We start from the raw sequence: 23,743 nt of genomic DNA, 5'->3' as shown, positions 1-23,743 counted from the left end.
GCCACTCTTATTAATCAATATTAATACGAGTAATATCTGCACCTAAAGCTTGTAATTTATCTTCTATTTTTAAGTAACCGCGATCGATATGGTAAATACGGTCAACTTGAGTGGGAGTTTCTGCTACTAAACCGGCAATAACTAAACTTGCAGAAGCACGTAAATCTGTTGCCATCACTTGTGCACCGTTTAATGAATTAACACCTTTTACAATGGCAGTATTACCTTCAAGGGTAATGTCTGCTCCCATTCTTTGTAACTCAGGTACATGCATAAATCTATTTTCAAAAATAGTTTCGATTACCGTTGCTGTACCTTGTGCTAATACATTCAAAGTCATAAATTGCGCTTGCATATCTGTTGGAAATGCAGGGTGTGGCGCAGTTTTAACACTAACTGCTTTTGGTTTTTGAGTCATTGCTAACTCAATCCATTCTTCACCTTCGCTATTTTCACCAATACTAATAACAGCACCAGCTTCAGTGAGTTTAGACAATACAGCTTCTAAGCCACTCGAGTCAGTATTTAAACACCTTACTTTTCCTTGAGTAACCGCTGCAGCAACCAAAAAAGTACCGGTTTCAATTCGATCAGGCATAACACTATATTCACTACCACATAATTCACTAACTCCTTCAATGGTTAGTGTATTAGTGCCAGCACCCGAAATTTTTGCTCCCATACTAATTAAGCAGTTAGCTAAATCTACAATTTCAGGCTCTTGCGCCGCATTTTCAATAATAGTAACGCCATCAGCTAATGCTGCAGCCATCATTAGGTTTTCAGTGCCGGTAACACTGACCACATCCATAAAGATATTAGCGCCAGTTAAACGACCTTCTTTATTCGCAACAATATAGCCATTTTCTACATCTATATCGGCAGCCATCGCTTTTAAACCTTGAATATGTAAATTCACAGGGCGGGCACCAATAGCACATCCTCCAGGTAATGAAACTTCAGCATGCCCCATACGGGCAAGCAATGGACCAAGCACTAAGATAGAGGCTCTCATCGTTTTAACAAGATCATAAGGAGCACAACACTGAGTGATATTACTCGCATCTATTTCTAATTTATCTTCAGCTAACCATTGTGTCTTAGCACCTAATTGACCTAATAATTTTACTGTTGTTAAAATATCATTTAACTTAGGTACATTACTAAAAACAATAGGCGTTTTTGATAACAGTGCTGACATTAAAATAGGGAGTGCGGCGTTCTTAGCCCCAGAGATAGTAACTTCACCATGTAGTGGCTTGCCACCAATAACTTTAAATGCGTCCAAAATGCTTACTTCTTACTTAAAAAATGAATGGATAAATACTTAACTAGTATTGCATGCCTTTACTTATTAAACAATTTGTCTCACAACCATTGTAGGTTTCTAGAGTACTAAATTGTTTTGAATTACGTTTGAATACCAACTAGGATTAATCGTATTAGGCACAACTCTTACATATTGAATAATTTATCACGTTGCCATTGCGCAGTAGTAAAAGTTTTTACTGTTACTGCATGTATACTGCCATCTTTAATCGCATCAGCTAGAGCTGCAAAAACAACTTGTTGTCGTTTAACGCGAGATAATTCTCCAAACATATCAGCAACGGCAATAACACTACATTGTGAACCATCAAATTTAACCAATAGTTCATCAAGCTCTAGCGCGTCATTTATCAATTTTTCTATTTCTATTACTTCCAAAGGGTATTCCTTAATCTGGTATTCTTAGCTTTTGTTAGCGAGAGGTAGAAAACCCTCTACACCACTTAAGCTAATTAAATTTTTTAGTTTTGTTGGGATGTTACTAAAAGATAATTGACAACGACTGCTATTCGCTTGTTCTAATAAATAGAAAAGCCAAGCAAGCCCTGCCGTATCAATTCGAGTAACTTGTTGTAAATCTATCACTAAAGATTGCTGGGTAATGATCTGCTTAATACTTTTTTTAGATATTTGCATCACTGTTTGTCGTGTTAATTCACCAACTAACACGCCATTATCTTCAGTTACATTTAACGTAATTTTATCCACAAATTTTTCGCCATTTACTGAGGTTATCTTAATGTTTTATCGTGACAAATTAGTCTTTAAAAACAATATCTCGCTCACTTTTCTCTCTTAATAGCTCGGTAACATGGGGCAAGCCTTTTTGACGAATAACTCCGCCTAATTCAGCCTGTTTACTGTCGAGTAAACTAACACCTTCTGCTATCATATCAAAGGCTTTCCATTCATCTGTTTTTCTATTTTTTCTTACTTTAAATGAAACATCAATATTTTCTCTATCTGGCATAATAATACGAGTATCTACTGCAACAATTTTATTATCAGCAAAGTCCTTAGCTGGAGAGAATTCCACAACTTGATTATCATATAAGGTAAAAACTTGTGCATAAGAAGTAATTAAGTACTCTCTAAAAACCGGCACAAACTCTTTTCGTTCTTGCTCGGTAGTATTCTTTAAATGCTTACCAATAACTTTAAATGCTGAATATTGATAATTAATGTAAGGCATTAATTCTTCACGAACAATATTCTTAATAATATTTGGGTCAGCTTTTATTGCTTGTTGTTCATCAGCAAAGCGCTTAAAGGTATTACCGGCAACTTCCTTGATCATTAAATATGGGTCTTTTTTATCGACATAAATACGAGACGCATCAACAAAGTCTTCTGTTTCTTCATCTTCTATATTATTCGTTGCTTGTTGAGCTGCAAATACAAAGCTGCTTTGTATTGATAAACAAGATAAAATAACAACAAGAAATAATGTGGTTTTTAAATTTATCATTTTATGGACTTTTTCCTCTTTCATTACTAATCACCACTTCCTTGGCTAAATAAAAACTGCCCTATTAATTCTTCTAAAACTAAAGCAGGTTTGGTATCTTCAATAAAGTCATTGGGTTGAAGAATATCTAACGATTCAATCATAAAGCCAGGTTGAAGGCCTATATATTGTTCACCTAATAATCCAGCAGTTAAAATAGCGACTGACGTTGCTTCTGAAAATTGATTATATTTACTGTAAATCTCTAATGTAACCACAGGCGTATAATCTGTTTCATCAAGAGAGATATCACTAACACGACCTACAACAACGCCACCTACTTTAATAGGAGAACGAACTTTTAATCCACCAATATTATCAAACTTGGCGAAAAGGTTGTAATGCTCACCTCCCCCCGACATCCCCGTATTAGCAACTTTAAGTGCCAACACAAGTAATGCAGCAATACCTAAAGCAACAAAAAAACCTACCAATAACTCTACTTTTTTTGACAACATGTTTTCACCAAACGCCTTTTAAATTTACTTAACACCCAAACAAAGCAGGTATTCACAATCAATATTACCTTGCAAACATCAATGCCGTTAAAACAAAATCGAGTGCTAAGACTAATAACGATGATTGTACCACAGTTGAAGTTGTGGCTCTTGAAATACCTTCAGAGGTAGGTTCACAATCAAACCCTTTATAAACAGCAATCCAAGTAACAACAAAAGCAAAAACTACACTTTTGATAATACCATTTAAAATATCTTTATTAAAATCTACCTGCGCCTGCATAACAGACCAAAAAGTACCTGAATCAACTCCTAACCAGTCAACACCAACTAAATGGGCTCCTAATATCCCCACCATAGAGAATATAGCGGCTAATAGCGGTAAGCTAATAAATCCAGCCCAAAACCGTGGAGCAATCACACGGCGTAAAGGGTCTACTGCCATCATTTCTAAACTTGATAATTGTTCAGTTGCTTTCATCAAGCCTATTTCAGCTGTCAGTGCTGAACCAGCACGGCCAGCAAACAATAACGCAGCAACGACAGGACCTAATTCACGCAGCAAGGATAAGGCAACCATAGGTCCAAGACTTGCTTCTGCACCATAACTCACCAAGATGGTATAGCCTTGTAACGCTAGCACCATACCGATAAAGCCACCAGAAACAACCGTAATAACTAATGACATCACACCAATACTGTACAATTGGTTTATTAACAGTGGCGTTCCTTTGCGAATGTTAGGGATATGAAGTAATGCCGAGAGTAAAACAATAACTGCCCGCCCTAACCCACTAATTAACGCTAAAGTATTTCTACCTAATAGCTGTAATTGATTCATCAACGCTTCCCTCTTTCGCTTAACGCGTTTGAACCTTTAATTAATTCATTTTGATAATTAGGCGCTTCAAAGTGAAAAGGCACTGGGCCATCAGCCTCGCCATGCACAAACTGTTTAACCAATGAAGAGTTATGATTTCTAATTTGATCAGGAGTTCCTTGACCAATAATTTTTTGTTCCGCAATAATGTAAATGTAGTCAGCAATACTCATTACTTCTGGTACATCATGAGACACAACAACAGATGTTAAACCTAAAGCATCGCTTAACGAACGAATTAAACGAACAATTACCCCCATAGATATCGGATCTTGTCCCGCAAAAGGTTCATCGTATAAAATTAATTCAGGATCAAGTGCTATTGCACGTGCTAAAGCAACACGTCGAGCCATACCACCAGAGAGTTCATTAGGATGTAAATCTCGTGCACCGCGTAATCCTACGGCTTCAAGTTTCATCAATACTATTTTTTCAATTATAGCTTCAGGTAACTGACTATGTTCACGAATAGGAAAAGCAATATTGTCATAAACATTCATATCTGTAAAAAGCGCGCCACTTTGAAAAAGCATGCTCATACGTTTACGCGTTTCATATAGATTTTTTCGAGAAAGCTGTGGAATATCATTACCTGCAAATAAGATTTTTCCAGATTCAGGTTTAATCTGCCCGCCAATTAAACGTAATAAAGTAGTTTTGCCAATACCACTTGGCCCCATAATGGCGGTAACTTTACCTGTAGGTATAGACAAACTTATATCATTATAAATAACCCGCTCACCTCGTTTAAAGGTTAGATTATGTATATCAACTAAATTCTCATGCTTATCGTTTTCGATCATATTATTAATTATGCCTTATTGATTAAAAACGATTTTACCTGACCACCTCAAATTCTTCACTAAAAATTCACAATTTAGTGAATAATAAGCATCATTAAGTGTTAGAAAATGTAAAAAGGGATGTTTTTAGCTTTTTATATCGCTTATTTTCTTTTAATCGAATTAATTCCTTTTTTTTTCTGCTACAAACAGCGACAATTTGCACCTCAAAACTGGAGTCATAAATGTTAGAACACGTTGGAATATTATTAATTGCCCTTACTGTACTCGTGTGGAGTGCGGATAAATTTGTTTTAGGTGCATCATCATTAGCAAGAAATATAGGCGTTTCACCAATGATCATTGGTTTAACGATAGTTGCCATGGGCTCATCAGCTCCCGAAATGATGGTAGCTGCGGCAGCATCTTTGCAAGGAAGCCCTGATACAGCCATTGGTAACGCGGTTGGTTCAAATATTACCAATATAGCACTAGTGTTAGGTCTTAGCGTCTTAATAAAACCCCTAATGGTATCCTCTTCAACCATTAAACAAGAATTGCCACTTTTATTGCTATTTTCTTTAGTAGCTTACTGGATGATTTCTGATAATTTCTTTAGTTTGACTGAAGGTATTATTTTAATGGTGAGTTTTTTCGGTTTTATATCAATTTTATTAATCAAGGCCATGCGACAACGAAAAGCCAACAAAATTGATGACCCTTTAATTATTGAAGCTGAACAAGATATACCAGAAGCAACAAGTACATCCAAATCTATTTTTTGGTTAATCGCTGGTATTGTTTTATTAGTATTAAGCGCTCACTTCCTTGTTGATTCTTCAATATTTATTGCAAAAGCCTATGGTATTAGTGATCTTGTTATTGGTTTAACTATTATTGCTATTGGCACAAGCTTGCCTGAATTAGCAGCAAGTATTGCGAGCATCTTAAAGAAAGAAGATGACTTAGCGATGGGGAATATTGTCGGCTCTAACCTCTTTAACATACTAGCAGTATTGCCTTTTGCAGGTATTATCGCACCAGGCCCAATAAATCCTGAAGCATCGATTCGCGACATTCCTATTATGCTCGCAATCACAGGGTTACTATTTTTACTGTGTTTTAGCCGTAAAGCGGGCTGCTTTAGACTTACCCGCATAAAAGGTGCATTATTATTAATGTGTTTTTGTGGTTATCAAGCATTACTTTATAGCCAAACAACCATTAACTAGCACAAAATATTAGTTTAAGCTGAGCCATGAAAAACTTTAAAAAACTTGCTAAAAATGTAATTAACATTGAACAACAAGCAATTAAAGAGTTATTACAATATATTGACCATAACTTTGAATACGCCTGTCAATTAATGTTTAACTGCCAAGGCCGTGTTATTGTTATTGGTATGGGGAAGTCGGGACATATTGGCGGTAAAATAGCAGCCACATTAGCAAGTACGGGCACCCCTGCTTTTTTTGTTCACCCAAGTGAAGCCAGTCATGGTGATCTGGGTATGATCACCAAAGACGATGTTGTACTAACAATTTCTAATTCAGGTGAAACAGGCGAAGTTCTCGCGATTACGCCTGTGATAAAACGCATTGGGGCAACACTCATCGCTATGACGGGCAATATCAACTCTACATTAGCCAAATTAGCTGATACACATATTTGTATCAAGGTTTCGGCTGAAGCTTGCCCATTAGGATTAGCTCCAACGTCCAGTACTACTGCAACATTAGTAATGGGCGATGCTATTGCCGTTGCTCTACTTAATGCTCGTGGGTTTACCGCAGATGACTTTGCTTTATCTCACCCTGGTGGTAGTTTAGGTAAACGTTTATTACTTCGCTTGAGTGATATTATGCATCAAGGCGATCGTATTCCTATTATTTCAGAAGATGCATTGATAAAAGACGCATTAGTGGAAATGTCACTTAAAGGCTTAGGCATGACCGCCGTTGTTAATAAACATAAGCAACTTGTTGGTTTATTTACTGATGGTGATTTACGGAGAATTCTTGATTTACAAATTGATATTCATCGGGACAATATAACAACCGTTATGACTAAATTCCCAACTTTAGCACAAGCAGACATGTTAGCAGCGCAAGCGCTAAATATAATGGAAGATAAAAAAATCAATGGTTTGATTATCGTTGATGAAAAACAAATACCTATTGGTGCAATGAATATGCATGACTTACTAAGATCAGGAGTTCTTTAAATGGAAAATATCACTAATACTATTCAAAATTCTAATACACTTTATGGTGATGTATCACTAAACGTATTAGAACGAGCCAAAAAAATTAAATTACTTGTTTGTGATGTTGATGGTGTTTTTTCAGATGGTCGTATTTATTTAGGTAATGATGGCGAAGAACTTAAAGCATTCCATACTAAAGATGGCTTTGGAATAAAAGCACTTGGTAATAGTGGTGTAGAGGTTGCAATAATCACTGGTAGACGTTCAGCTATTGTAGCTAACCGGATGTCAGCTTTAAATGTTAAACACATTATACAAGGGCAAGAAGATAAATTGCCTGCACTGATGACTTTAATTCAAAAACTTAATTTAACCCCTGATGAAGTAGCTTACATAGGAGACGATATTCCAGACTTAGCATGTATTTTACACGTTGGTTTAGGTATTGCTGTGTCTGATGCACATCCAGCTGTATCAGCAAAAGCTAATTATACAAGCTTTATTAATGGTGGTTTCGGCGCAGTACGAGAAGTTTGCGACTTGATAATGCAATGTCAAGACACTATTGATAATGCTACAGGCGCGAGTGTATGACACGGATAAATTTTTTAGCCTTTTTAATCTTGCTATTAGCCGCTACGGTTTATGGAATAATCGAATGGCGACAGTCAAAAATAATACCAGGTGAAGTCATCGACAGTGAACTCACACCTGACTTTATAGCGGAAGCACTTAAAACTGATATTTACACCGATTCAGGCGTACTTTCACATGCTATTATTGCTAAGAGAATGGAGCATTATGCCAAACTTGAACTAACACACTTCGAGCTACCTAAGTACACATTGTATCCCCAAGCATCATCGAAAGATAATATTGACGGCTCCGATTTAGCAAATGAAAATAGCTCGAGTAACAAACTAACAAAAAATGCACCATGGAAGCTTAGCGCTAAAGAAGCAACGCTATATAAAAATAATAGGGTTATTTTAAATCATCGAGTACACTTAAGTGCAACTGATAAAAATAGTTTAATACAAGAAATTCATTGCAAATATTTAGAGCTTGATTTAAATACTAATATCATTAGCTCAGATCAAACGGTAATGGTGCAAGGAAAAGACTTCACTATGTATGGCTCAGGTTTAATAATTGACTTAAACACTAAACAGATGACATTAACCGAACATGTACGTACTATTTACAAAAAAAATAATGGTTACCCTCTAAATGACAATTAAAAAAATTAGCAAAGGTTTCTTATTAAGCTCATTACTGCTCTCGTTAGCACTTCCAGTATGCGCGGCTAAGAAAGATCTCACACAAGAAATCACGATAAAATCGAAACGTCAATCAGCTGATTTAAAAAATAAAATAGCGAGTTATTTAGATGACGTTAGTATAAACCAAGGCTCTATTTCGATTAGTGCTGATATTGTTCAAGTTTACAGTAAAGTTGATGATAAAACTCAACAAAAACAAGACACTTACCTTGCCAAAGGTGAACCTGCTGTTTTCAAACAACAATTAGAAGATGGTAGTTTAATCAGCTTGCAAGCTAATGAGATAACCTATCAACCAGATCAAAATATCATTACCATCTCAGGTAATGCGCAAGTACAACAAGCAGGTAGTAAAGTGACAGGAGAAATAATCACTTACAATACGCTAAATGAGAAATTGGAAGCTATCAGTAGTGATAATGATTCAGTAACCACTGTTTTGCAGCCAGCTCAAATAAAAGCTCAACAAGATAAGAAAAGTAATGACAGTAACAAGCAATAATAATAACGGCGAAGCTAATAATTCGACTTTGATAGCTAAAAACCTATCAAAAGCTTACAAAAACAAAAAAGTTGTTAAAAACGTTAGTTTAGCGGTAAGCTCAGGACAAATTGTTGGCTTACTGGGGCCTAATGGAGCAGGAAAAACGACTTCTTTTTACATGATTGTTGGCTTAGTACCCAATGATAATGGCCAAATAATGCTGAATGACGAAGATGTAACACTATCGCCTATGCATGAACGCGCACGTCGAGGTATTGGGTATTTACCTCAAGAAGCCTCTATTTTTAGAAAACTAACCGTTACTGAAAATATTATGGCAATATTACAAATTCGAAAAGGCCTTAATGAAAATGAAAGGCAAACAAAATTAGAGCACCTCTTAGAAGAATTTAATATCAGCCATATTAAAGATAATTTAGGTATGAGTTTATCAGGAGGGGAAAGGAGACGCGTAGAAATAGCCCGTGCTTTAGCAGCAGATCCTGAATTTATATTACTTGATGAACCTTTTGCAGGTGTTGACCCTATTTCTGTCGGCGACATAAAAAAAATAATTATTCATCTTAAAAACCGTGGTCTTGGTATCTTAATAACTGACCACAATGTTCGTGAAACACTTGATGTATGTGAGCATGCTTACATTGTTAGTCACGGTGAAATAATAGCAGAAGGAGATTCTAATCAAATTCTTGCTAATCAAAAGGTAAGAGATGTATACCTAGGCGAGCAATTCACGCTATAGTTAACATATATAATAAATTCGTAGACTATACTTGCTCTAAGTTAGTAACTATAAACAATAATAACAGGAATTAAGACAACGTAGATGCGCCCAACTCTGCAACTCCGGATAGGACAACAACTAACCATGACGCCACAACTGCAACAAGCTATAAAGCTTTTGCAGTTATCGACGTTAGAGCTTCAACAAGAAATTCAAGAAGTACTTGAAAGTAATCCTCTGCTTGAAATTAATGATCAAGAAACCTCAGATAATAATTCAGAGGATAGTAGAGATAAACTTGAAGAAGCTTTTTCAGCCACCATCACAGAACGATCTACCAGTGATGGAAGTGAAGATTCATCAGCCTCTATTGATGAGATAAGTACAACAGAAGCAATGGAGAAAAATGACATACCAGAAGAGTTGAACATTGATACAACTTGGGAAGAAAGTTACAGTGCTGGTACGTCAAATACAGGGGCAATTAGTAGCCCAAGTGAAGATTACACCTATCAAGGTGAAACGATCGATTCAATACAAGATCACCTTTTATGGCAAATGGAATTAACGCCATTTTCAGAAACTGATCGCACGGTTGCTATCGCTATTATAGAGGCTGTTGATGAAGCAGGTTATCTTACGATATCGAGTGAAGAAATATTAGAAAGTGTTGGTATAGAAGGACTGGAACTTGATGAAGTCGAAGCGGTATTAAAACGTATTAATGTCTTTGATCCTGTTGGTGTTGCAGCCCGTTCTATCGCTGATTGTTTAATTATTCAATTAAATCAGTTTGATCCTGAAACCCCTTACTTAAAAGAAAGTAAATTAATTATCGGCGAGCATATCGACTTACTCGGTAATCGTGACTATCGACAATTAATGCGTAAAACTCGCCTCAAAGAAGAACAGTTACGTGAAGTAATGCGTTTGATACAGAGCTTAAATCCTCGTCCTGGTGATGCAGTAGTGAAAAGCGATGATCAATATGTTATTCCTGATGTTTCCGTAGAAAAGAAAAATGGTCGTTGGGTTGTCGAATTAAACCCTGATACTGCTCCTAAGCTATCAGTAAATCAACAATATGCTGCCATGACAAAAACAACAAAATCTTCTAGTAATGACGGACAGTTTATTCGAACAAACTTACAAGAAGCTAAATGGTTTATTAAAAGTTTAGAGTCACGTAATGATACTTTACTTAAAGTATCTAACTGCATTGTACAACGTCAACAAGGCTTTTTAGAACATGGCGCTGAAGCGATGCGACCTATGGTATTAAATGATATTGCTGAAGCCGTGGATATGCATGAGTCAACTATATCTCGCGTAACTACGCAAAAATATATGCACACGCCTAGAGGTATTTTTGAATTAAAATACTTTTTTTCAAGTCATGTTAGTACCGAAAATGGAGGTGAATGTTCATCAACTGCCATACGTTCATTAATTAAAAAACTCATTTTAGCAGAAACACCCGCTAAACCGCTCAGTGATAGCAAAATGGCAGACTTACTAGCGCAACAAGGAATTAATGTTGCTAGACGTACTATAGCTAAGTATCGTGAATCCTTATCTATACCACCGTCCAACCAACGTAAGAGTTTATTATAGCCTGTGACTTTATTTTCTGAATTAACTAGAGAAGGAACATACTTATGCAAATTAACCTTACCGGTCACCATGTAGAAGTAACGTCATCATTACGCGATTGTGTTGAAACAAAATTAGCTAAATTAGAGCGACATTTTGATCATATCAATAATGTTCATGTAGTCTTGACTGTTGAAAAGTTAGAACAGATAGCTGAAGCAACTATACATTTAAAAGGCAGTGAAATTCATGCTTCAGCAGTAAGTGCTGATATGTATACCTCGATAGATACTTTGGTGGATAAACTAGATCGCCAAGTACTCAAATACAAAGGCAAAATAACACAACATTAGTTTTATCCATTATAATTATGACACTACAAAATATATTAACACTGAACTGCACACGTTGTGCAGTTCCAGTTCAAAGCAAAAAGCGTTTACTTGAACTAATTTGCCAACTTGCCGCCAATGAACTAATTGACTCTAACCCAACAGATCTATTAGATAGCTTAATGAATAGAGAGAAAATGGGGAGTACTGGTATCGGCAACGGTATCGCTATCCCTCACGGCAGACTAAACAATACAGACAAAGCTATTGCCGTGTTTTTAACTACTGAAAACGCAATTGACTTCGATGCAATTGATAATAGACCTGTTGATATATTTATTTGCCTATTTGTACCTGAAGACAATACGCAAGCGCATTTAGAAACGTTGCAAAGTATTGCCAAATTATTTAGTGATCGCAAAACAGCTAAAAAAGTTCGTAAATGCACCAGCCAACAAGAGATGTTTGATCTTATTCAACAAACCGCTTAATCAATAAGTTGAAATATATTTCTACACAATAAAACCTAATGCATAGCTAATTCATGCGGAACTTAAAAATATGAAACTTATCATTGTTAGTGGCCGCTCTGGCTCAGGGAAATCAGTTGCATTAAGAGTATTAGAAGATTTAGGATATTATTGTGTTGATAATATTCCTGTTAATTTACTACCTGCATTAACCCATACCGTGATTAATGATTATGACAATGTTGCAGTAAGCCTAGATGTTCGTAACTTACCTAACAATCCTAAGGATATTGTAGAGATCATTGAATATTTACCTGATGCAGTTGATGTAACGACATTATTTTTAGATGCAGATGACAATGACCTTATTCGTCGTTTTAGTGAAACAAGGCGCTTACATCCTCTAATTAAAGAGAATATTGCGCTAGACCAAGCGATATCACTCGAAAAGAAACTATTAGCACCTATTTCTACCAATGCCGACTTATATATCAATACCAGCCAGCTAACTCCGCACCAATTAGCTGACTTGGTACGAGAAAGAATTCTTGGAAAGAAAACCGGTAAAATGGTTTTAGTCTTCGAGTCTTTTGGCTTTAAACACGGTATTCCTGCTGATGCTGATTATGTATTCGATGCACGCTTTCTTCCTAATCCTCATTGGGAAACTGAACTAAAACCTTTTACAGGTTTAGAGCAACCAGTAAAAGACTTCCTTTCTAGTCAGCCAATTGTGACAAAGTTTATTTGGCAAATTAATAGTTTTATGATGACTTGGTTACCCCATCTAGAACGCAATAACCGTAGTTATGTTACTATTGCAATTGGTTGTACGGGTGGGAAACACCGCTCTGTTTATATTGCTGATTTATTAGCAAAGAACTTTAGTAAAGAACAACAACATGTTCAAACTCATCATCGAGACATTAAGAAAATTAAAGAGTAAAACTCATTATGTCTATTCAAAAGCATAACAAGAACCATGATGATATCATCGTCAGTAAAGAATTAACTATAATTAACAAACTTGGCTTACATGCCCGAGCTGCAAGTAAATTAGCCTTACTTTGTCAGAAATTCTCCGCCCAAATAACCCTATCATTAGAAGAAAAAGAAGCTGACGCCAATAGCATAATGGCCATAATGCTCTTAGCTGGTGGACAAGGAAAAAATGTAACAGTCACCGCTCAAGGAACCGATGCACCCGCTGCATTAGAAGCTATAAGCCAGCTGATTGAAGCTAAGTTTGATGAAGATGAATAAATAGCCCAAGATCGGCTTAATAAATATTCCTCAAACAGCTATTTACCTGCGTTCATCATTAAATTTACGTGCGATAGACTAGCTATTGACGCTCGATTTTCCCTACTGCTTGCAGGTCAAAAGTAGAAAACTATCAAGCATGAGTATAGTAAAAGTAAGATTCTTAATATTTTCAATTAATTAAAAATATCTTAAACCAAGTTCAAGTTAAATAAGTAAAAAAGCTGAAAGAAACGCTAAGTTACGATAAACTTAACCATAATAAAAAATATTAAGTCTATTACACACCCACTCTCAAGTGTTTAATAGCGTTGGTATTTATCATTCCCTACGCTCAAGTAAGATATCTATGCCGGATCTAATAGAACAAGAATATATTCAAGAAAGACTACACCAAATTAATGAAGCACTTGATGGTGGTATGTTTGTCTATGTACGCAAATTATTACAAGACATGTCTGCCTATGATCTCGCGCTATTCCTTGAGTCTTCTCCAGCTAAGAGTCGCGCATTGTTATGGCAACTTATTGATGCTGAACACCATGGTGAAGTACTTGAAGAATTAAATGAAGAAGTACGTAAAGGCATTTTACAAAGCATGCAGCCTGAAAAACTGGCTGCCGTTGCTGAAGGTATGGATGTTGATGATCTAGCAGAAGTGTTACGTACCTTACCTGATACTGTTTATAGAAAAGTTCTCGATTCTATGGACTCTCAGGATAGAGCACGGGTAGAAACTGCGCTATCTTATGACAAAGAGACCGCAGGTGGTATCATGAACACTGATACCATTACGCTACAACCTGAGGTAAGTGTTGACGTAGTATTACGCTATTTACGCTTAAAAGGTCAACTACCTGAAGCAACAGACTCATTTTATGTCGTCGACCGAAGTAATCACTTCATTGGTGCTGTGTCACTAGCCGCTATTATAACCGCTAAACCTGAGGTTATCATTTCCAAGTTGATTGATGCAGAAATAGAAGCTGTACAAGCTAATATGAGTGAACATGATGTTGCGCAATTGTTTGAAAAGCATGACTGGTTTTCTGCTCCTGTCATTGATAAAAAAGGCCACTTACTTGGTCGTATCACCATTGATGATGTTATTGATATAATTCGTGAAGATGCAGAGCATTCTATGATGAGTATGGCAGGTTTAGATGATGAAGCCGATACATTTGCTCCTGTATTAAAAAGTACTAAACAACGCTCTTTATGGCTAGGGGTAAACTTAATTACCGCCTTATTTGCAGTAGCCGTTACAAGTATGTTCGAAGGGTTATTTCAGCAATTAGCAATACTAGCAGTACTTAACTCGTTAGTGCCAAGTATGGGTGGCGTAGCCGGTAATCAAACCTTAACCTTAGTTATACGTGGTATGGCATTAGGCCATGTTGGTAATAGTAATGCGCGCGCGCTATTACATAAAGAAGTCGCGATTGGCTTCCTCAACGGCATAATTTGGGCTTTATTAATAGCTTCAGTTGTTGCTATTTGGAAACAAGATTTAATGCTAGGCGTTGTCATAGCTTTTGCTATGTTGATGAATATGACCGCCGCAGGTTTAGCGGGGGTCGCAATTCCATTATTACTTAAGCGTTTGAATATTGACCCGGCACTTGCTGGCAGCGTTATTATTACCACGGTTACTGATGTTGTCGGTATTTTTGCCTTTTTAGGTACCGCAACAATACTTTTAACCTAAGCTTTTACTTTTATATTCAATTAACCGTATGTGCAGACTAAATCCTACGCATACGGTTTACAGTTAAAGGGGCTCTGATTACAACGTATTAAGCTCAGTTATTGACCAGCTATTTGCATCTCATCAATGAGTATTGAGCCAGTACTAATACTACCGTGCTTATCAAGGTCAGAGCCAACGGCAATAATCCCTTTAAACATTTGTTCTAAATTACCAGCAATAGTAATTTCACTTACAGGATAAGCAATCTCTCCATTTTCGACCCAGAAACCTGCAGCCCCACGAGAATAATCGCCATTCACAACGTTTACTCCTTGTCCCATTAATTCAGTAACTAATAAGCCTGTGCCTAAGGTTTTTAACATGGCATCAAAATCTGCAGCTTTACTTCCTTTAGATGCAACATTCTTATCTTTTACTAACCAATTATGAATTCCACCAGCATGCCCGGTAGTCGTTAAACCTAATTTACGAGCAGAATAACTCGTTAAAAGATAGCTTTGTAGCGAACCATTAGTAATGATATCTCTGTCTTTAGTTAACACACCTTCACTATCAAAAGCACTACTTGCCAATGCTTTAGGTATATGAGGTCGCTCATGAATAGACAAGAAGTTAGGGAAAACATCTTTACCTATAGCATCTAGTAAAAATGATGATTTACGATATAAATTACCACCACTAATTGCAGAAATAAAATGTCCCCATACTGTATTCGCAATATCAGAGCGGAACAATACTGGAACTTTCATAGTCGATAACTTTTGTGGATTTAAGCGTGATATAACTTCGCTCGCCGCTTTGGTCCCAATATCTACACCGCTATCTAATAATGAAAAGTCACGATTAACGTCATAAGCGTAGTCACGCTGCATGTCATCACCATTCCCTGCAATCACCACACAGCTTATACTATGTCTTGAACTAGGATAATCAACTAATTGCCCGTGACTATTACCATAAACTTTAAAACCTGAAAAACAATCTAAATTTGCGCCATCTGAATTGGTTATACGTTTATCACTATCTAAGGCACTACGTTCGCATTCTTTTGCTATTTCTATCGCTTGTTCAGTGCTTAGATCTTTAGGGTAATATAAATCTAAGTCTAGTGGTTTCATTGCAAGCAATTCTTTATCAGCTAAACCCGAGCAATCATCAACAGATGTATATTTAGCGATATTAACAGCAGCTTCAACCGCTTGAGTCAGTGCCTTTTCTGATAAATCAGCCGTTGATGCGCTCCCCTTACGGCCTTGTTGATAAACAGTTATGCCTAAAGCACCATCGTTCGTAAACTCTACATTTTCAACTTCACCAAGACGAGTGCCAACACTTAATCCTTGTTGACGACTCATCGCTACCTCAGCACCATCTGCGCCTAAAGATTTAGCAAGTTCAAGAACTTTAGCCACTCGATTTTTTACTTGGCCAAGTTGTTCGATTAATGGATCCACAGGTTGGTTTACTTTCGTCATAATGTTTTTATCTACTTATTTGCTGCGTTTTGAGTTTAAAATTAGATTTAAGCTAAGGTTTAGATTCAAAATATTACTTTATTAGTTTTTGCGCATTTAAATTCAAGCTATAATAAAGGTAATATTTATATAAATTACATTAGTAACCATTATGCCCCAGTCAGCCAACGATATCGACGACTTAACACCAGAAATGGACGAAGAATTAAAAAGTAAAACAGAAATAAAGAGGGAAATGCATCAATTACAAGATTTCGCTCAATCTTTGGTAGAAATGTCCAAACATCAACGTAGCTTAATTCCATTAAGTGACGACTTAAAAGATGCAATGGTTGTAGCTGATAAAATTAGAAACAAGCATGAAGCACTTCGTCGTCATATTCGACATATTGCAAAAATATTACTCGAAACTGATCTTGAGCCTATTCATCAAGCCATCGACGTTATGGCAAATAAGCATCAACAAGCAACTGCTAAGTTTGTCCGTTTAGAAAATTTAAGAGATGAATTAATAGAAGAAGGTAACGACGCTGTTGAAAGTTTATTAGCAGAATTTACACTAATGGATCGTCAAAAACTCAAGCAGTTGGTGCGTAATGCCGCTAAAGAGAAAAAAGCCGAAAAATTGGGTAAGCATTACAGAAACTTATTTGATTACCTAAAAGAGATGAGTTAGTGACGTAAAGCTGAATACAAATAAGTTAACAATGGTGAATTACCCCTTCGAAAATCACTAAATAAAAGCATTATAAGCAACATATTAGCATCGAATTTAAAAAACAAAATATGGTAAATATTTCGTTTTTAAATTCGTAACTAATCACTGTTTATTTATTGTGTGCCACCAATGGTGATACCATCTACTCTCAAAGTTGGTTGCCCAACACCAACAGGTAAACTCTGACCATCTTTACCACACACCCCAACGCCAGCATCAAGTTGAAGATCATTACCCACCATAGAAACATTTTTCATTGCTTCCGGTCCACTACCTATTAAAGTAGCTCCTTTGATAGGGGTCGTGATTTCTCCATTTTCGATTAAATACGCTTCAGAGCTAGTGAAGACAAACTTCCCTGAGGTAATATCTACTTGTCCACCAGCAAAATTAGGCGCATAAATTCCTTTTTTGACTGATTTAATAATATCTTCAGGAGCAGACTCTCCTGCTAACATATAAGTATTAGTCATACGCGGCATAGGTAAGTGAGCATATGATTCACGTCGGCCATTACCAGTTGGTTTTACGCCCATTAATGAAGCATTATGCTTATCTTGCATGTACCCCTTTAAAATTCCTTTTTCAATTAACACATTATATTGTCCTGGGGTACCTTCATCGTCTATATTCACTGAGCCACGACGGTTTGCCATAGTACCATCATCAACAATAGTACAAAGCTCTGAGCACACCTTGCTACCGACTTTACCTGAAAAAGTTGAAGAGCCTTTACGATTAAAATCCCCCTCTAAGCCATGACCTACCGCTTCATGTAATAATACACCCGGCCAGCCTGCACCAAGTACTACAGGAAAAGTGCCTGCAGGTGCATCAACAGCAACCAAATTAACCAATGCTTGACGTACTGCTTCTTCTGCGTAAGTTAAATAACGAGGCTTTCCTTGCGTTGTATTCGTTGATACTGATTCAAAAAAGTAACTATAATCAGTTCTAGCACCACCACCAGAGCTTGCTCGTTCACGTTTACCGTTATCTTCGACTAACACAGAGCAATTCAAACGTACTAAAGGTCGAATATCAGTACCATAAGTACCATCACTTGCTGCTACTAACACTTTTTCGTAAACCCCTGAAAGGCTCACTATTACCTGACTTACTCGACTATCAATTTGCCTAGCATGTGCTTCAACCTGATGTAATAAATCAATTTTTTGTTCTTGCGTTAAACTACCTAATGGCTCTACTGACTGATAAACCTTAATTGGAGACTGACGTTTAAACGCTTGAACTTTTCCGCCCTGCCCTGCATCAGCAATACCTTTAGCTGCATCTGCCGCTTTTTGTAAAGCTAACGGTGATATATCATCAGAATAAGCAAAACCTGTTTTCTCACCTGATATAGCACGTACACCTACGCCTCGCTCGATATTATAAGAGCCTTCTTTTACTATGCCATCTTCTAACATCCATGATTCATGCTGACTAGATTGGAAATAAAGATCAGCAAAATCAACTTGACGTCCCATCATACTATTTAATGTTTTAGATAAAATATCATCATCAATATGGCTATCAGCTAGTAAAACTTGTTCAACATTATTCATTTATCACTCAACTTAACATTAGGTTTTAGCAGTATGCATTAATGGCATACTTGCTCGTATTCGTTTAATTTCTTGTGGGAGGAAATCACTACTAATAATTCCCTCTCCCTCTTCAATAGAAGCTAAAATTTCCCCCCAAGGGCTAATAATCATTGAATGCCCCCAAGTTTCTCTTCCATTCTCGTGTACGCCTTCTTGTCCTGCAGCAATAATATAAACTTGATTTTCTATCGCTCTTGCTTGCAATAAAGTTTGCCAATGAGCTTTACCTGTAACTCGCGTAAAAGCACTTGGCACGGTAATGATGTCAGCTCCCATTGCTGTTAGCCTTTGAAATAGCATTGGAAAACGTAAATCAAAACATATCGTTAAACCTATATTTACAGTAGGTGTTTTTACTATGTAAGGGGTGCTACCTGCATGAGTAAATCGTGATTCACAATAAGTTTTCTCACTATCTGCAACACTTACATCAAATAAATGTATTTTATCATAACGGCCTATTAATGTTCCGTTTGAATTAAAAGCACAGCTACTGTTTGTAAATTTGTTTCCTTCAGCTGTTAACAGAGGAATGGAGCCGGCAATCAGGGTGACCTTATACTTTTTTGCCAAAGCGCCTAATGCAACTTGCAGGTCATTATTAGCAGATGACTCTTTGGCTAACGACAACTGAGCATTATCTCTTGCACCAAAAAATAAACAACATTCAGGTAAAACAACAATATGTTGCTCATAAGTAGCTAGCGTGTTTTGGCTAGTTAACTTGACAAGTTTTTGTTCTATAACTTGTAAGTTGTGCTTAACATCAGCTTTAGAGTTAAGCTGAATAGCACTCAGTTTAATCATCATTTAGCTCCTCTAATGGTTTATTATCATTATATGGGTCTTGTTTATATTCTTGTTCAAGCAAACTAGGAGACTGATGTTCTTTAAAAGATTTAGTATTTATTTTGTCTTCTGGAGATACTATTATCTTATCGACATTATCAACAAACTCAGGGGGAGTGGAACGGCCAACACTGACATCTCTGCTCTTACGGTTTACTTCTTTAAAATTAGGATCACTCACATCACCTGTTAGCTCAAAGTTAAACTCAGAAACAACTTGTGAAGTAATAACTTGATCTATTGCAACGCCCGCTAAAAATACAACTGGGTTTAATGTTGCTATCCATGCAAGTACCGGCAAGCTAGAAGTCAAATTAGGCTTATAGGACATTTTATAATCAAGCGTATTATTTACAAAGCTAGTATTACCTTTAATATATAAATTTCCTGCAGAGCCATTCATGCGAGTATTATCAGTATATAAAACACCTTCTTTTATATGATAATCACCCTCAATATCTTTATAAAACATACCATCGCTAAAGATATCTCTAAAATCTAAGGTTAACTTTCGAACAATAGACTGTAAACTTAATACCGAAAAAATACGTGCTTTGTCGCTTACATCAGCTAAGTAACCATCGTCTATATCCGCTTTAAGATCGCCATTAAGTTGGCTTAATTCAAAATGCTGAGGACCCCCTTGCCAATTCAAATTAAAATCAAGTTTACCACCACTATCACGTATAATAGAGGCATACCCTAATTGTTCTAATTCATATTCGATATTTTTTAACGACAAGCTTCCAGAAACAGTAGTTTTTGAAATATCACCTATCTTTTGCCATTCACCTGATAAGTTAAACTCAGCTTGCTCACGCTTAGCTTGGAAGTTTTCAATTTTAATCACCTTATTATCTGCTCGTAACAAATCGAATTTAACACTGCCTAAATTTAAGTCACCGATTAAACAACGCTCACAGACAAAATTCATTTTAGGTATATTAGCAAAAACCTTCTCACTCGTTAATTCAGTTACCACGCTATTATCGTCTTCTTGCGTTACCTCCTCACTTAAAGAGCTTACAGTCTTACTTGTTAGGTGAAGAAAATCGGCATTAACATCAAGGCCTTGCTCTAGCCAATTAGGATAAATTTTAATCTGACTACGCGTTTCTTTAGCATTAAGCTCCAATAACCACCAATGCGTTTTATCTAATAAGTTAAAAGATACATTATGTAAATTTTGCCCTAACACAGCTAAATTATCTATCGTTCCTCGGATACGCTCTGGGTTAGAAAATAAACCCGTGGTTGACTCAATTGTACCGTCAGCATTCAACGTCTTTTTCACTTGCGAAGTACTATTAATAATATCAGCAATAAAAGGCTGCCATTCACTTGCAACCACATCCTCTAAGTCACTAGTAATATGAAAACCATTCATTGGTAAAAGCATTTTTTCATTGCCTAAAACAATGTGCGCTCTGGAAAAGTGGTTAGTTCGATGATCTAAAACACCAAAAAAGCTGAGTTTATCTCCATAGGTTGCATTAAAAACTGACTCTTCTAATTGCCCCTTTACCTCTATTTGTAGAGGTGTCTTTATCTTAGCTAATTTGTTATATGGCTCAGGAATCTTAATTTCTAACGGTTCAAGGTTTGAATCAATATTTAATTGATAAGAAAAGCCTCCACCATGGTGTTGATATAAAGATAAATCACCTTGCAACTGTAGTTGACCATCAAAATATTTTTGTAAATGTGGAGATATATGCTGTAACCATGCATCGTGATGCCAATCAGCTTTAAGTGCTATATTGGTATCATAATAATCTGCTTTATCAATGCCATTTACCGCTATTTCTAACGGTAAACCAAGCCAAGTTAGTGACAAATTACTTGTTGTAATTAAATCATTTTCAAACGTTAACTGCCCATTTACTTTTTTAAAATCCATTCTAGGGGCTTGTAAAGAAACTGTATTATTAGCAAAATTAACAATACCACTAGCTACTACCCCGTCAGGTGCACCAATTGGTAAAGCTAAATGAAACTCACCGTTAACTTTTCCTCCAATGTTTAATTGCTGTAAAACACTACCTACGCTATTTTTAAGAGAGCTTTGCGTCATTAAATTAGCAATACTCGTTGCAGCGGAATCTTCAATTAAGGTATCTACAGTTAACACTGGATCATGAGTTAAATCATCTATAGCAACTTGTACGCCTGCTACATTAAGCCCAGCCAAGCTACCTGAACGCCCAGTAATTAACATACTATTATTAGTAAAATTCAAATTTGCGGATAAATCCGCTATCGTTGGCCAACGCTCATTAAATTTAAATTTTGCTTCTTCTAACTCAGCATCAACGATGAATGTGCCTGAATTATCAATAAAAGGAAATTTACCTAACTCTCCATTTATTAGCACTTGAGCTTGATGAATTTTGCCATCAATTAAGGCGCTATTTAAATAAGTAACCAGATTATCACTCATTGCTGTTAGTGGATAATAATGCCCTGTTTTACTAGCATCTCCATCAGTGATATTCGCTAATAACGCCATTGTCATTGCACTATTGACTGGAGAATCTATGGTTAAATCTGCAGCTAATACTAATTCACTGGAAGAAAGCTCAACATCATTAACCTTTAATCGCCAACCTGTATCCATAATGGATAAGTCAACTATCGCTTTCAATGAATCATAAGGGACAGGTGCTACAAGATGTTTATTAAAATCTAAGGCTCCCTGATCTGCAGCAAGCTCTACAGTTAAGTGTTGTTGATTATAACTTAGCGAGCCTGACACATTATCAACACCCGGAATTCCTTGACTGTAATGAGTCGAAACATCGCTAAAATTAGCGACAGCTTGAATATCGAGTGCTGTTTTTTTTAAAAAAGCATCCCTTGCTTGACCGCTAATATTTAAGTTAGACATCAATGCTTGTTTACTTGGCGACTCGATAAATAAGGGTGAAAGGTGACTAATTAAAGATAGATCTAAATATGAGAGATAAATATAATATTCTTGAGCTGTTTTAGTCATTTGTACTGTATATTTTTCTACTGCATCTGTATCTAATTGCAATAGCATAGGTGTACTATACAGCTTAAAACTTTCAGGCTCTTTGCCTTCAACGAGTAATAACTGACCAGCACTTAACTTCAGTAAATGAGATTTTTGCTCTATTTCATCATCATTTTGAGTGTTTTCCTGCCAACTAATAAAATTATCATTTAACGATAATTGTAAACGTTCAACACCTCCATTATGCACTTGTAGCCAAGCTGAAAAACTAATATCAGTTTTAATTTTATCATTATCAATGGTTAAAATATTATCAAGCCAAGGCGTAATATCTAGGTGATTAGCATCAACATAAATAATCCCTTCCAACTCATCAATTGAATGCCCATGAATATCTATTTTTAGGCTTAAATTGTTTGAACTTAATTCATCAACAATGATATTACCTTGCGCTTGATGACGATCGTCAAGGTTTAACCAATCTAAATTATTTACTCTAAACTGCTGTGTCAGTGATTCATTTTCTATTGCAATATTACTATTTTTTAGAGAAAAACGATTAATCTGATTTAAAAAAATATCAGTAATTCTTTCAAAACCATCAAGCTGTTGAGCACCACCAACATCCTTTGCTTGTGTGCGCCAAATATTTTTTTGTAATGTAACAACCGCACCATCAAGTATTAAATTATTTGATATTAAATTGCGTCTCGTTAACGTTGCCCAAAAATCAATTTCAACTTCTAAGTGGTCCACATAAACATAAGCACCGTTAGTTTCCACTAAAGTAACATTATTGGCGATTAATGTTGGTCCAGATAGCTGCCAGCTCATTCCTAAGCCACCAATAACAATGTTGGTTTTATTTTTTGTATTTATATAATTTTGAAAATCTTGCTTATAGTTTTCAACATAAGGAAGGAACAAGCGAAACGCGCTAATCAATACCGCTAGCAATACCAGCATAATAGCTAGTATTTTGTAAAGACGGTTAAGCCAACGGTTAGAAACGCTTGCAATCGACATTAATGGTTTTTCCTTTAATCAGCTCTATTGTTTGATATTGACAGT

At 36.3% G+C, this 23,743-nt stretch carries 24 protein-coding genes; 13 read left to right on the top strand and 11 right to left on the bottom strand.

Features of this window, described 5'->3' with window-relative positions; translation table 11 throughout:
• Nucleotides 1–10: 10 nt before the first annotated feature.
• From murA to mlaF, 7 genes are all read right to left on the bottom strand, one after another.
• Entirely contained in the window at nucleotides 11–1,288 is a 1,278-nt protein-coding gene (murA, locus tag KO509_RS09795) for a UDP-N-acetylglucosamine 1-carboxyvinyltransferase (RefSeq protein ID WP_215973103.1), read from the bottom strand.
• A 167-nt stretch (nucleotides 1,289–1,455) separates the two neighbouring features.
• Nucleotides 1,456–1,707: a BolA/IbaG family iron-sulfur metabolism protein gene (locus KO509_RS09790; RefSeq protein WP_215973102.1), complete on the bottom strand. Its 252-nt coding sequence runs from the start codon at nucleotides 1,705–1,707 to the stop codon at nucleotides 1,456–1,458.
• 24 nt (nucleotides 1,708–1,731) lie between these two features.
• Nucleotides 1,732–2,037, bottom strand: a complete 306-nt coding sequence (locus KO509_RS09785) for an STAS domain-containing protein (RefSeq protein WP_303495264.1) — start codon at nucleotides 2,035–2,037, stop codon at nucleotides 1,732–1,734.
• 49 nt (nucleotides 2,038–2,086) lie between these two features.
• Nucleotides 2,087–2,797: an ABC transporter substrate-binding protein gene (locus KO509_RS09780; RefSeq protein WP_215973101.1), complete on the bottom strand. Its 711-nt coding sequence runs from the start codon at nucleotides 2,795–2,797 to the stop codon at nucleotides 2,087–2,089.
• 26 nt (nucleotides 2,798–2,823) lie between these two features.
• Nucleotides 2,824–3,294, bottom strand: coding sequence for an outer membrane lipid asymmetry maintenance protein MlaD (gene mlaD, locus KO509_RS09775; protein ID WP_215973100.1), 471 nt, complete (start codon nucleotides 3,292–3,294; stop codon nucleotides 2,824–2,826).
• 64 nt (nucleotides 3,295–3,358) lie between these two features.
• A complete protein-coding gene (mlaE, locus tag KO509_RS09770; protein WP_215973099.1) occupies nucleotides 3,359–4,138 on the bottom strand; it encodes a lipid asymmetry maintenance ABC transporter permease subunit MlaE in 780 nt (259 codons plus the stop codon).
• Nucleotides 4,135–4,977: a phospholipid ABC transporter ATP-binding protein MlaF gene (gene mlaF, locus KO509_RS09765; protein ID WP_215973098.1), complete on the bottom strand. Its 843-nt coding sequence runs from the start codon at nucleotides 4,975–4,977 to the stop codon at nucleotides 4,135–4,137. Before mlaF ends, mlaE begins: the two co-directional genes overlap by 4 nt.
• A gap of 224 nt (nucleotides 4,978–5,201) precedes the next feature.
• On the opposite strand from mlaF, the gene KO509_RS09760 reads away from it, so the two are divergent.
• From KO509_RS09760 to mgtE, 12 genes are all read left to right on the top strand, one after another.
• Nucleotides 5,202–6,188 (top strand): calcium/sodium antiporter, encoded by a 987-nt coding sequence (locus KO509_RS09760; RefSeq protein WP_215973097.1) that lies wholly within the window; start codon nucleotides 5,202–5,204, stop codon nucleotides 6,186–6,188.
• 26 nt (nucleotides 6,189–6,214) lie between these two features.
• Complete coding sequence (locus KO509_RS09755) at nucleotides 6,215–7,180, top strand: KpsF/GutQ family sugar-phosphate isomerase (RefSeq protein WP_215973096.1); 966 nt, start codon at nucleotides 6,215–6,217, stop codon at nucleotides 7,178–7,180.
• A complete protein-coding gene (kdsC, locus tag KO509_RS09750) occupies nucleotides 7,181–7,756 on the top strand; it encodes a 3-deoxy-manno-octulosonate-8-phosphatase KdsC (RefSeq protein WP_215973095.1) in 576 nt (191 codons plus the stop codon). It begins immediately after the preceding gene.
• Nucleotides 7,753–8,403, top strand: coding sequence for an LPS export ABC transporter periplasmic protein LptC (lptC, locus tag KO509_RS09745; protein WP_215973094.1), 651 nt, complete (start codon nucleotides 7,753–7,755; stop codon nucleotides 8,401–8,403). Before kdsC ends, lptC begins: the two co-directional genes overlap by 4 nt.
• Nucleotides 8,393–8,947 carry a lipopolysaccharide transport periplasmic protein LptA gene (lptA, locus tag KO509_RS09740; RefSeq protein ID WP_215973093.1) on the top strand — a complete coding sequence of 185 codons (555 nt, stop codon included), beginning with the start codon at nucleotides 8,393–8,395 and terminating at the stop codon, nucleotides 8,945–8,947. The genes lptC and lptA overlap by 11 nt, the downstream gene beginning before the upstream one ends.
• On the top strand, nucleotides 8,928–9,692 hold the full coding sequence (lptB, locus tag KO509_RS09735; RefSeq protein WP_215973092.1) for an LPS export ABC transporter ATP-binding protein: 765 nt from the start codon (nucleotides 8,928–8,930) through the stop codon (nucleotides 9,690–9,692). The genes lptA and lptB overlap by 20 nt, the downstream gene beginning before the upstream one ends.
• A gap of 84 nt (nucleotides 9,693–9,776) precedes the next feature.
• Entirely contained in the window at nucleotides 9,777–11,288 is a 1,512-nt protein-coding gene (locus tag KO509_RS09730; RefSeq protein ID WP_215973091.1) for an RNA polymerase factor sigma-54, read from the top strand.
• A 44-nt stretch (nucleotides 11,289–11,332) separates the two neighbouring features.
• Nucleotides 11,333–11,620, top strand: coding sequence for a ribosome hibernation promoting factor (gene hpf, locus KO509_RS09725; RefSeq protein ID WP_215973090.1), 288 nt, complete (start codon nucleotides 11,333–11,335; stop codon nucleotides 11,618–11,620).
• 17 nt (nucleotides 11,621–11,637) lie between these two features.
• Complete coding sequence (gene ptsN, locus KO509_RS09720; RefSeq protein WP_215973089.1) at nucleotides 11,638–12,090, top strand: PTS IIA-like nitrogen regulatory protein PtsN; 453 nt, start codon at nucleotides 11,638–11,640, stop codon at nucleotides 12,088–12,090.
• A 70-nt stretch (nucleotides 12,091–12,160) separates the two neighbouring features.
• Entirely contained in the window at nucleotides 12,161–13,015 is an 855-nt protein-coding gene (gene rapZ / locus KO509_RS09715; protein WP_215973088.1) for an RNase adapter RapZ, read from the top strand.
• An 8-nt stretch (nucleotides 13,016–13,023) separates the two neighbouring features.
• Nucleotides 13,024–13,332, top strand: coding sequence for an HPr family phosphocarrier protein (locus KO509_RS09710; RefSeq protein WP_215973087.1), 309 nt, complete (start codon nucleotides 13,024–13,026; stop codon nucleotides 13,330–13,332).
• Nucleotides 13,333–13,681: 349 nt separating this feature from the next.
• Nucleotides 13,682–15,040 carry a magnesium transporter gene (gene mgtE, locus KO509_RS09705; RefSeq protein WP_215973086.1) on the top strand — a complete coding sequence of 453 codons (1,359 nt, stop codon included), beginning with the start codon at nucleotides 13,682–13,684 and terminating at the stop codon, nucleotides 15,038–15,040.
• Between the two features lie 98 nt (nucleotides 15,041–15,138).
• On the opposite strand, the gene pmbA is transcribed toward mgtE, so the two are convergent.
• The gene (gene pmbA / locus KO509_RS09700; RefSeq protein WP_215973085.1) at nucleotides 15,139–16,518 is read right to left on the bottom strand and encodes a metalloprotease PmbA; all 1,380 of its coding nucleotides are present in this window, start codon (nucleotides 16,516–16,518) and stop codon (nucleotides 15,139–15,141) included.
• A 151-nt stretch (nucleotides 16,519–16,669) separates the two neighbouring features.
• Between pmbA and yjgA the strand changes: the two genes are divergently transcribed.
• A complete protein-coding gene (gene yjgA, locus KO509_RS09695; protein WP_215973084.1) occupies nucleotides 16,670–17,194 on the top strand; it encodes a ribosome biogenesis factor YjgA in 525 nt (174 codons plus the stop codon).
• Between the two features lie 155 nt (nucleotides 17,195–17,349).
• Here the strand turns inward: yjgA and tldD are convergent, their stop codons facing one another.
• The 3 genes from tldD to KO509_RS09680 are packed head-to-tail and all read right to left on the bottom strand — an operon-like array spanning nucleotide 17,350 to nucleotide 23,698.
• Nucleotides 17,350–18,804 carry a metalloprotease TldD gene (gene tldD, locus KO509_RS09690; protein ID WP_215973083.1) on the bottom strand — a complete coding sequence of 485 codons (1,455 nt, stop codon included), beginning with the start codon at nucleotides 18,802–18,804 and terminating at the stop codon, nucleotides 17,350–17,352.
• Nucleotides 18,805–18,822: 18 nt separating this feature from the next.
• Nucleotides 18,823–19,656: a carbon-nitrogen hydrolase family protein gene (locus KO509_RS09685; RefSeq protein WP_252727481.1), complete on the bottom strand. Its 834-nt coding sequence runs from the start codon at nucleotides 19,654–19,656 to the stop codon at nucleotides 18,823–18,825.
• Nucleotides 19,646–23,698 carry a YhdP family protein gene (locus tag KO509_RS09680; protein ID WP_215973082.1) on the bottom strand — a complete coding sequence of 1,351 codons (4,053 nt, stop codon included), beginning with the start codon at nucleotides 23,696–23,698 and terminating at the stop codon, nucleotides 19,646–19,648. Before KO509_RS09680 ends, KO509_RS09685 begins: the two co-directional genes overlap by 11 nt.
• Between the last annotated feature and the right edge of the window lie 45 nt (nucleotides 23,699–23,743).

This window comes from Colwellia sp. C2M11 (assembly GCF_018860915.1).
Lineage (GTDB): Bacteria > Pseudomonadota > Gammaproteobacteria > Enterobacterales > Alteromonadaceae > Colwellia.
This window is presented reverse-complemented; position numbering and strand designations above follow the sequence as displayed.

Excerpts from the sequence above, each read along its gene's own strand:
- KO509_RS09780 (WP_215973101.1), bottom strand. The coding sequence starts at position 2,797 with ATGATAAATTTAAAAACCACATTATTTCTTGTTGTTATTTTATCTTGT.
- lptC (WP_215973094.1), top strand. The coding sequence starts at position 7,753 with ATGACACGGATAAATTTTTTAGCCTTTTTAATCTTGCTATTAGCCGCT.
- kdsC (WP_215973095.1), top strand. The coding sequence starts at position 7,181 with ATGGAAAATATCACTAATACTATTCAAAATTCTAATACACTTTATGGT.
- KO509_RS09755 (WP_215973096.1), top strand. The coding sequence starts at position 6,215 with ATGAAAAACTTTAAAAAACTTGCTAAAAATGTAATTAACATTGAACAA.
- pmbA (WP_215973085.1), bottom strand. The coding sequence starts at position 16,518 with ATGACGAAAGTAAACCAACCTGTGGATCCATTAATCGAACAACTTGGC.
- mlaD (WP_215973100.1), bottom strand. The coding sequence starts at position 3,294 with ATGTTGTCAAAAAAAGTAGAGTTATTGGTAGGTTTTTTTGTTGCTTTA.
- ptsN (WP_215973089.1), top strand. The coding sequence starts at position 11,638 with ATGACACTACAAAATATATTAACACTGAACTGCACACGTTGTGCAGTT.
- yjgA (WP_215973084.1), top strand. The coding sequence starts at position 16,670 with ATGCCCCAGTCAGCCAACGATATCGACGACTTAACACCAGAAATGGAC.
- KO509_RS09730 (WP_215973091.1), top strand. The coding sequence starts at position 9,777 with ATGCGCCCAACTCTGCAACTCCGGATAGGACAACAACTAACCATGACG.
- lptB (WP_215973092.1), top strand. The coding sequence starts at position 8,928 with ATGACAGTAACAAGCAATAATAATAACGGCGAAGCTAATAATTCGACT.
- mgtE (WP_215973086.1), top strand. The coding sequence starts at position 13,682 with ATGCCGGATCTAATAGAACAAGAATATATTCAAGAAAGACTACACCAA.
- lptA (WP_215973093.1), top strand. The coding sequence starts at position 8,393 with ATGACAATTAAAAAAATTAGCAAAGGTTTCTTATTAAGCTCATTACTG.
- KO509_RS09760 (WP_215973097.1), top strand. The coding sequence starts at position 5,202 with ATGTTAGAACACGTTGGAATATTATTAATTGCCCTTACTGTACTCGTG.
- mlaF (WP_215973098.1), bottom strand. The coding sequence starts at position 4,977 with ATGATCGAAAACGATAAGCATGAGAATTTAGTTGATATACATAATCTA.
- KO509_RS09680 (WP_215973082.1), bottom strand. The coding sequence starts at position 23,698 with ATGTCGATTGCAAGCGTTTCTAACCGTTGGCTTAACCGTCTTTACAAA.
- KO509_RS09710 (WP_215973087.1), top strand. The coding sequence starts at position 13,024 with ATGTCTATTCAAAAGCATAACAAGAACCATGATGATATCATCGTCAGT.
- KO509_RS09685 (WP_252727481.1), bottom strand. The coding sequence starts at position 19,656 with ATGATGATTAAACTGAGTGCTATTCAGCTTAACTCTAAAGCTGATGTT.
- hpf (WP_215973090.1), top strand. The coding sequence starts at position 11,333 with ATGCAAATTAACCTTACCGGTCACCATGTAGAAGTAACGTCATCATTA.
- rapZ (WP_215973088.1), top strand. The coding sequence starts at position 12,161 with ATGAAACTTATCATTGTTAGTGGCCGCTCTGGCTCAGGGAAATCAGTT.
- tldD (WP_215973083.1), bottom strand. The coding sequence starts at position 18,804 with ATGAATAATGTTGAACAAGTTTTACTAGCTGATAGCCATATTGATGAT.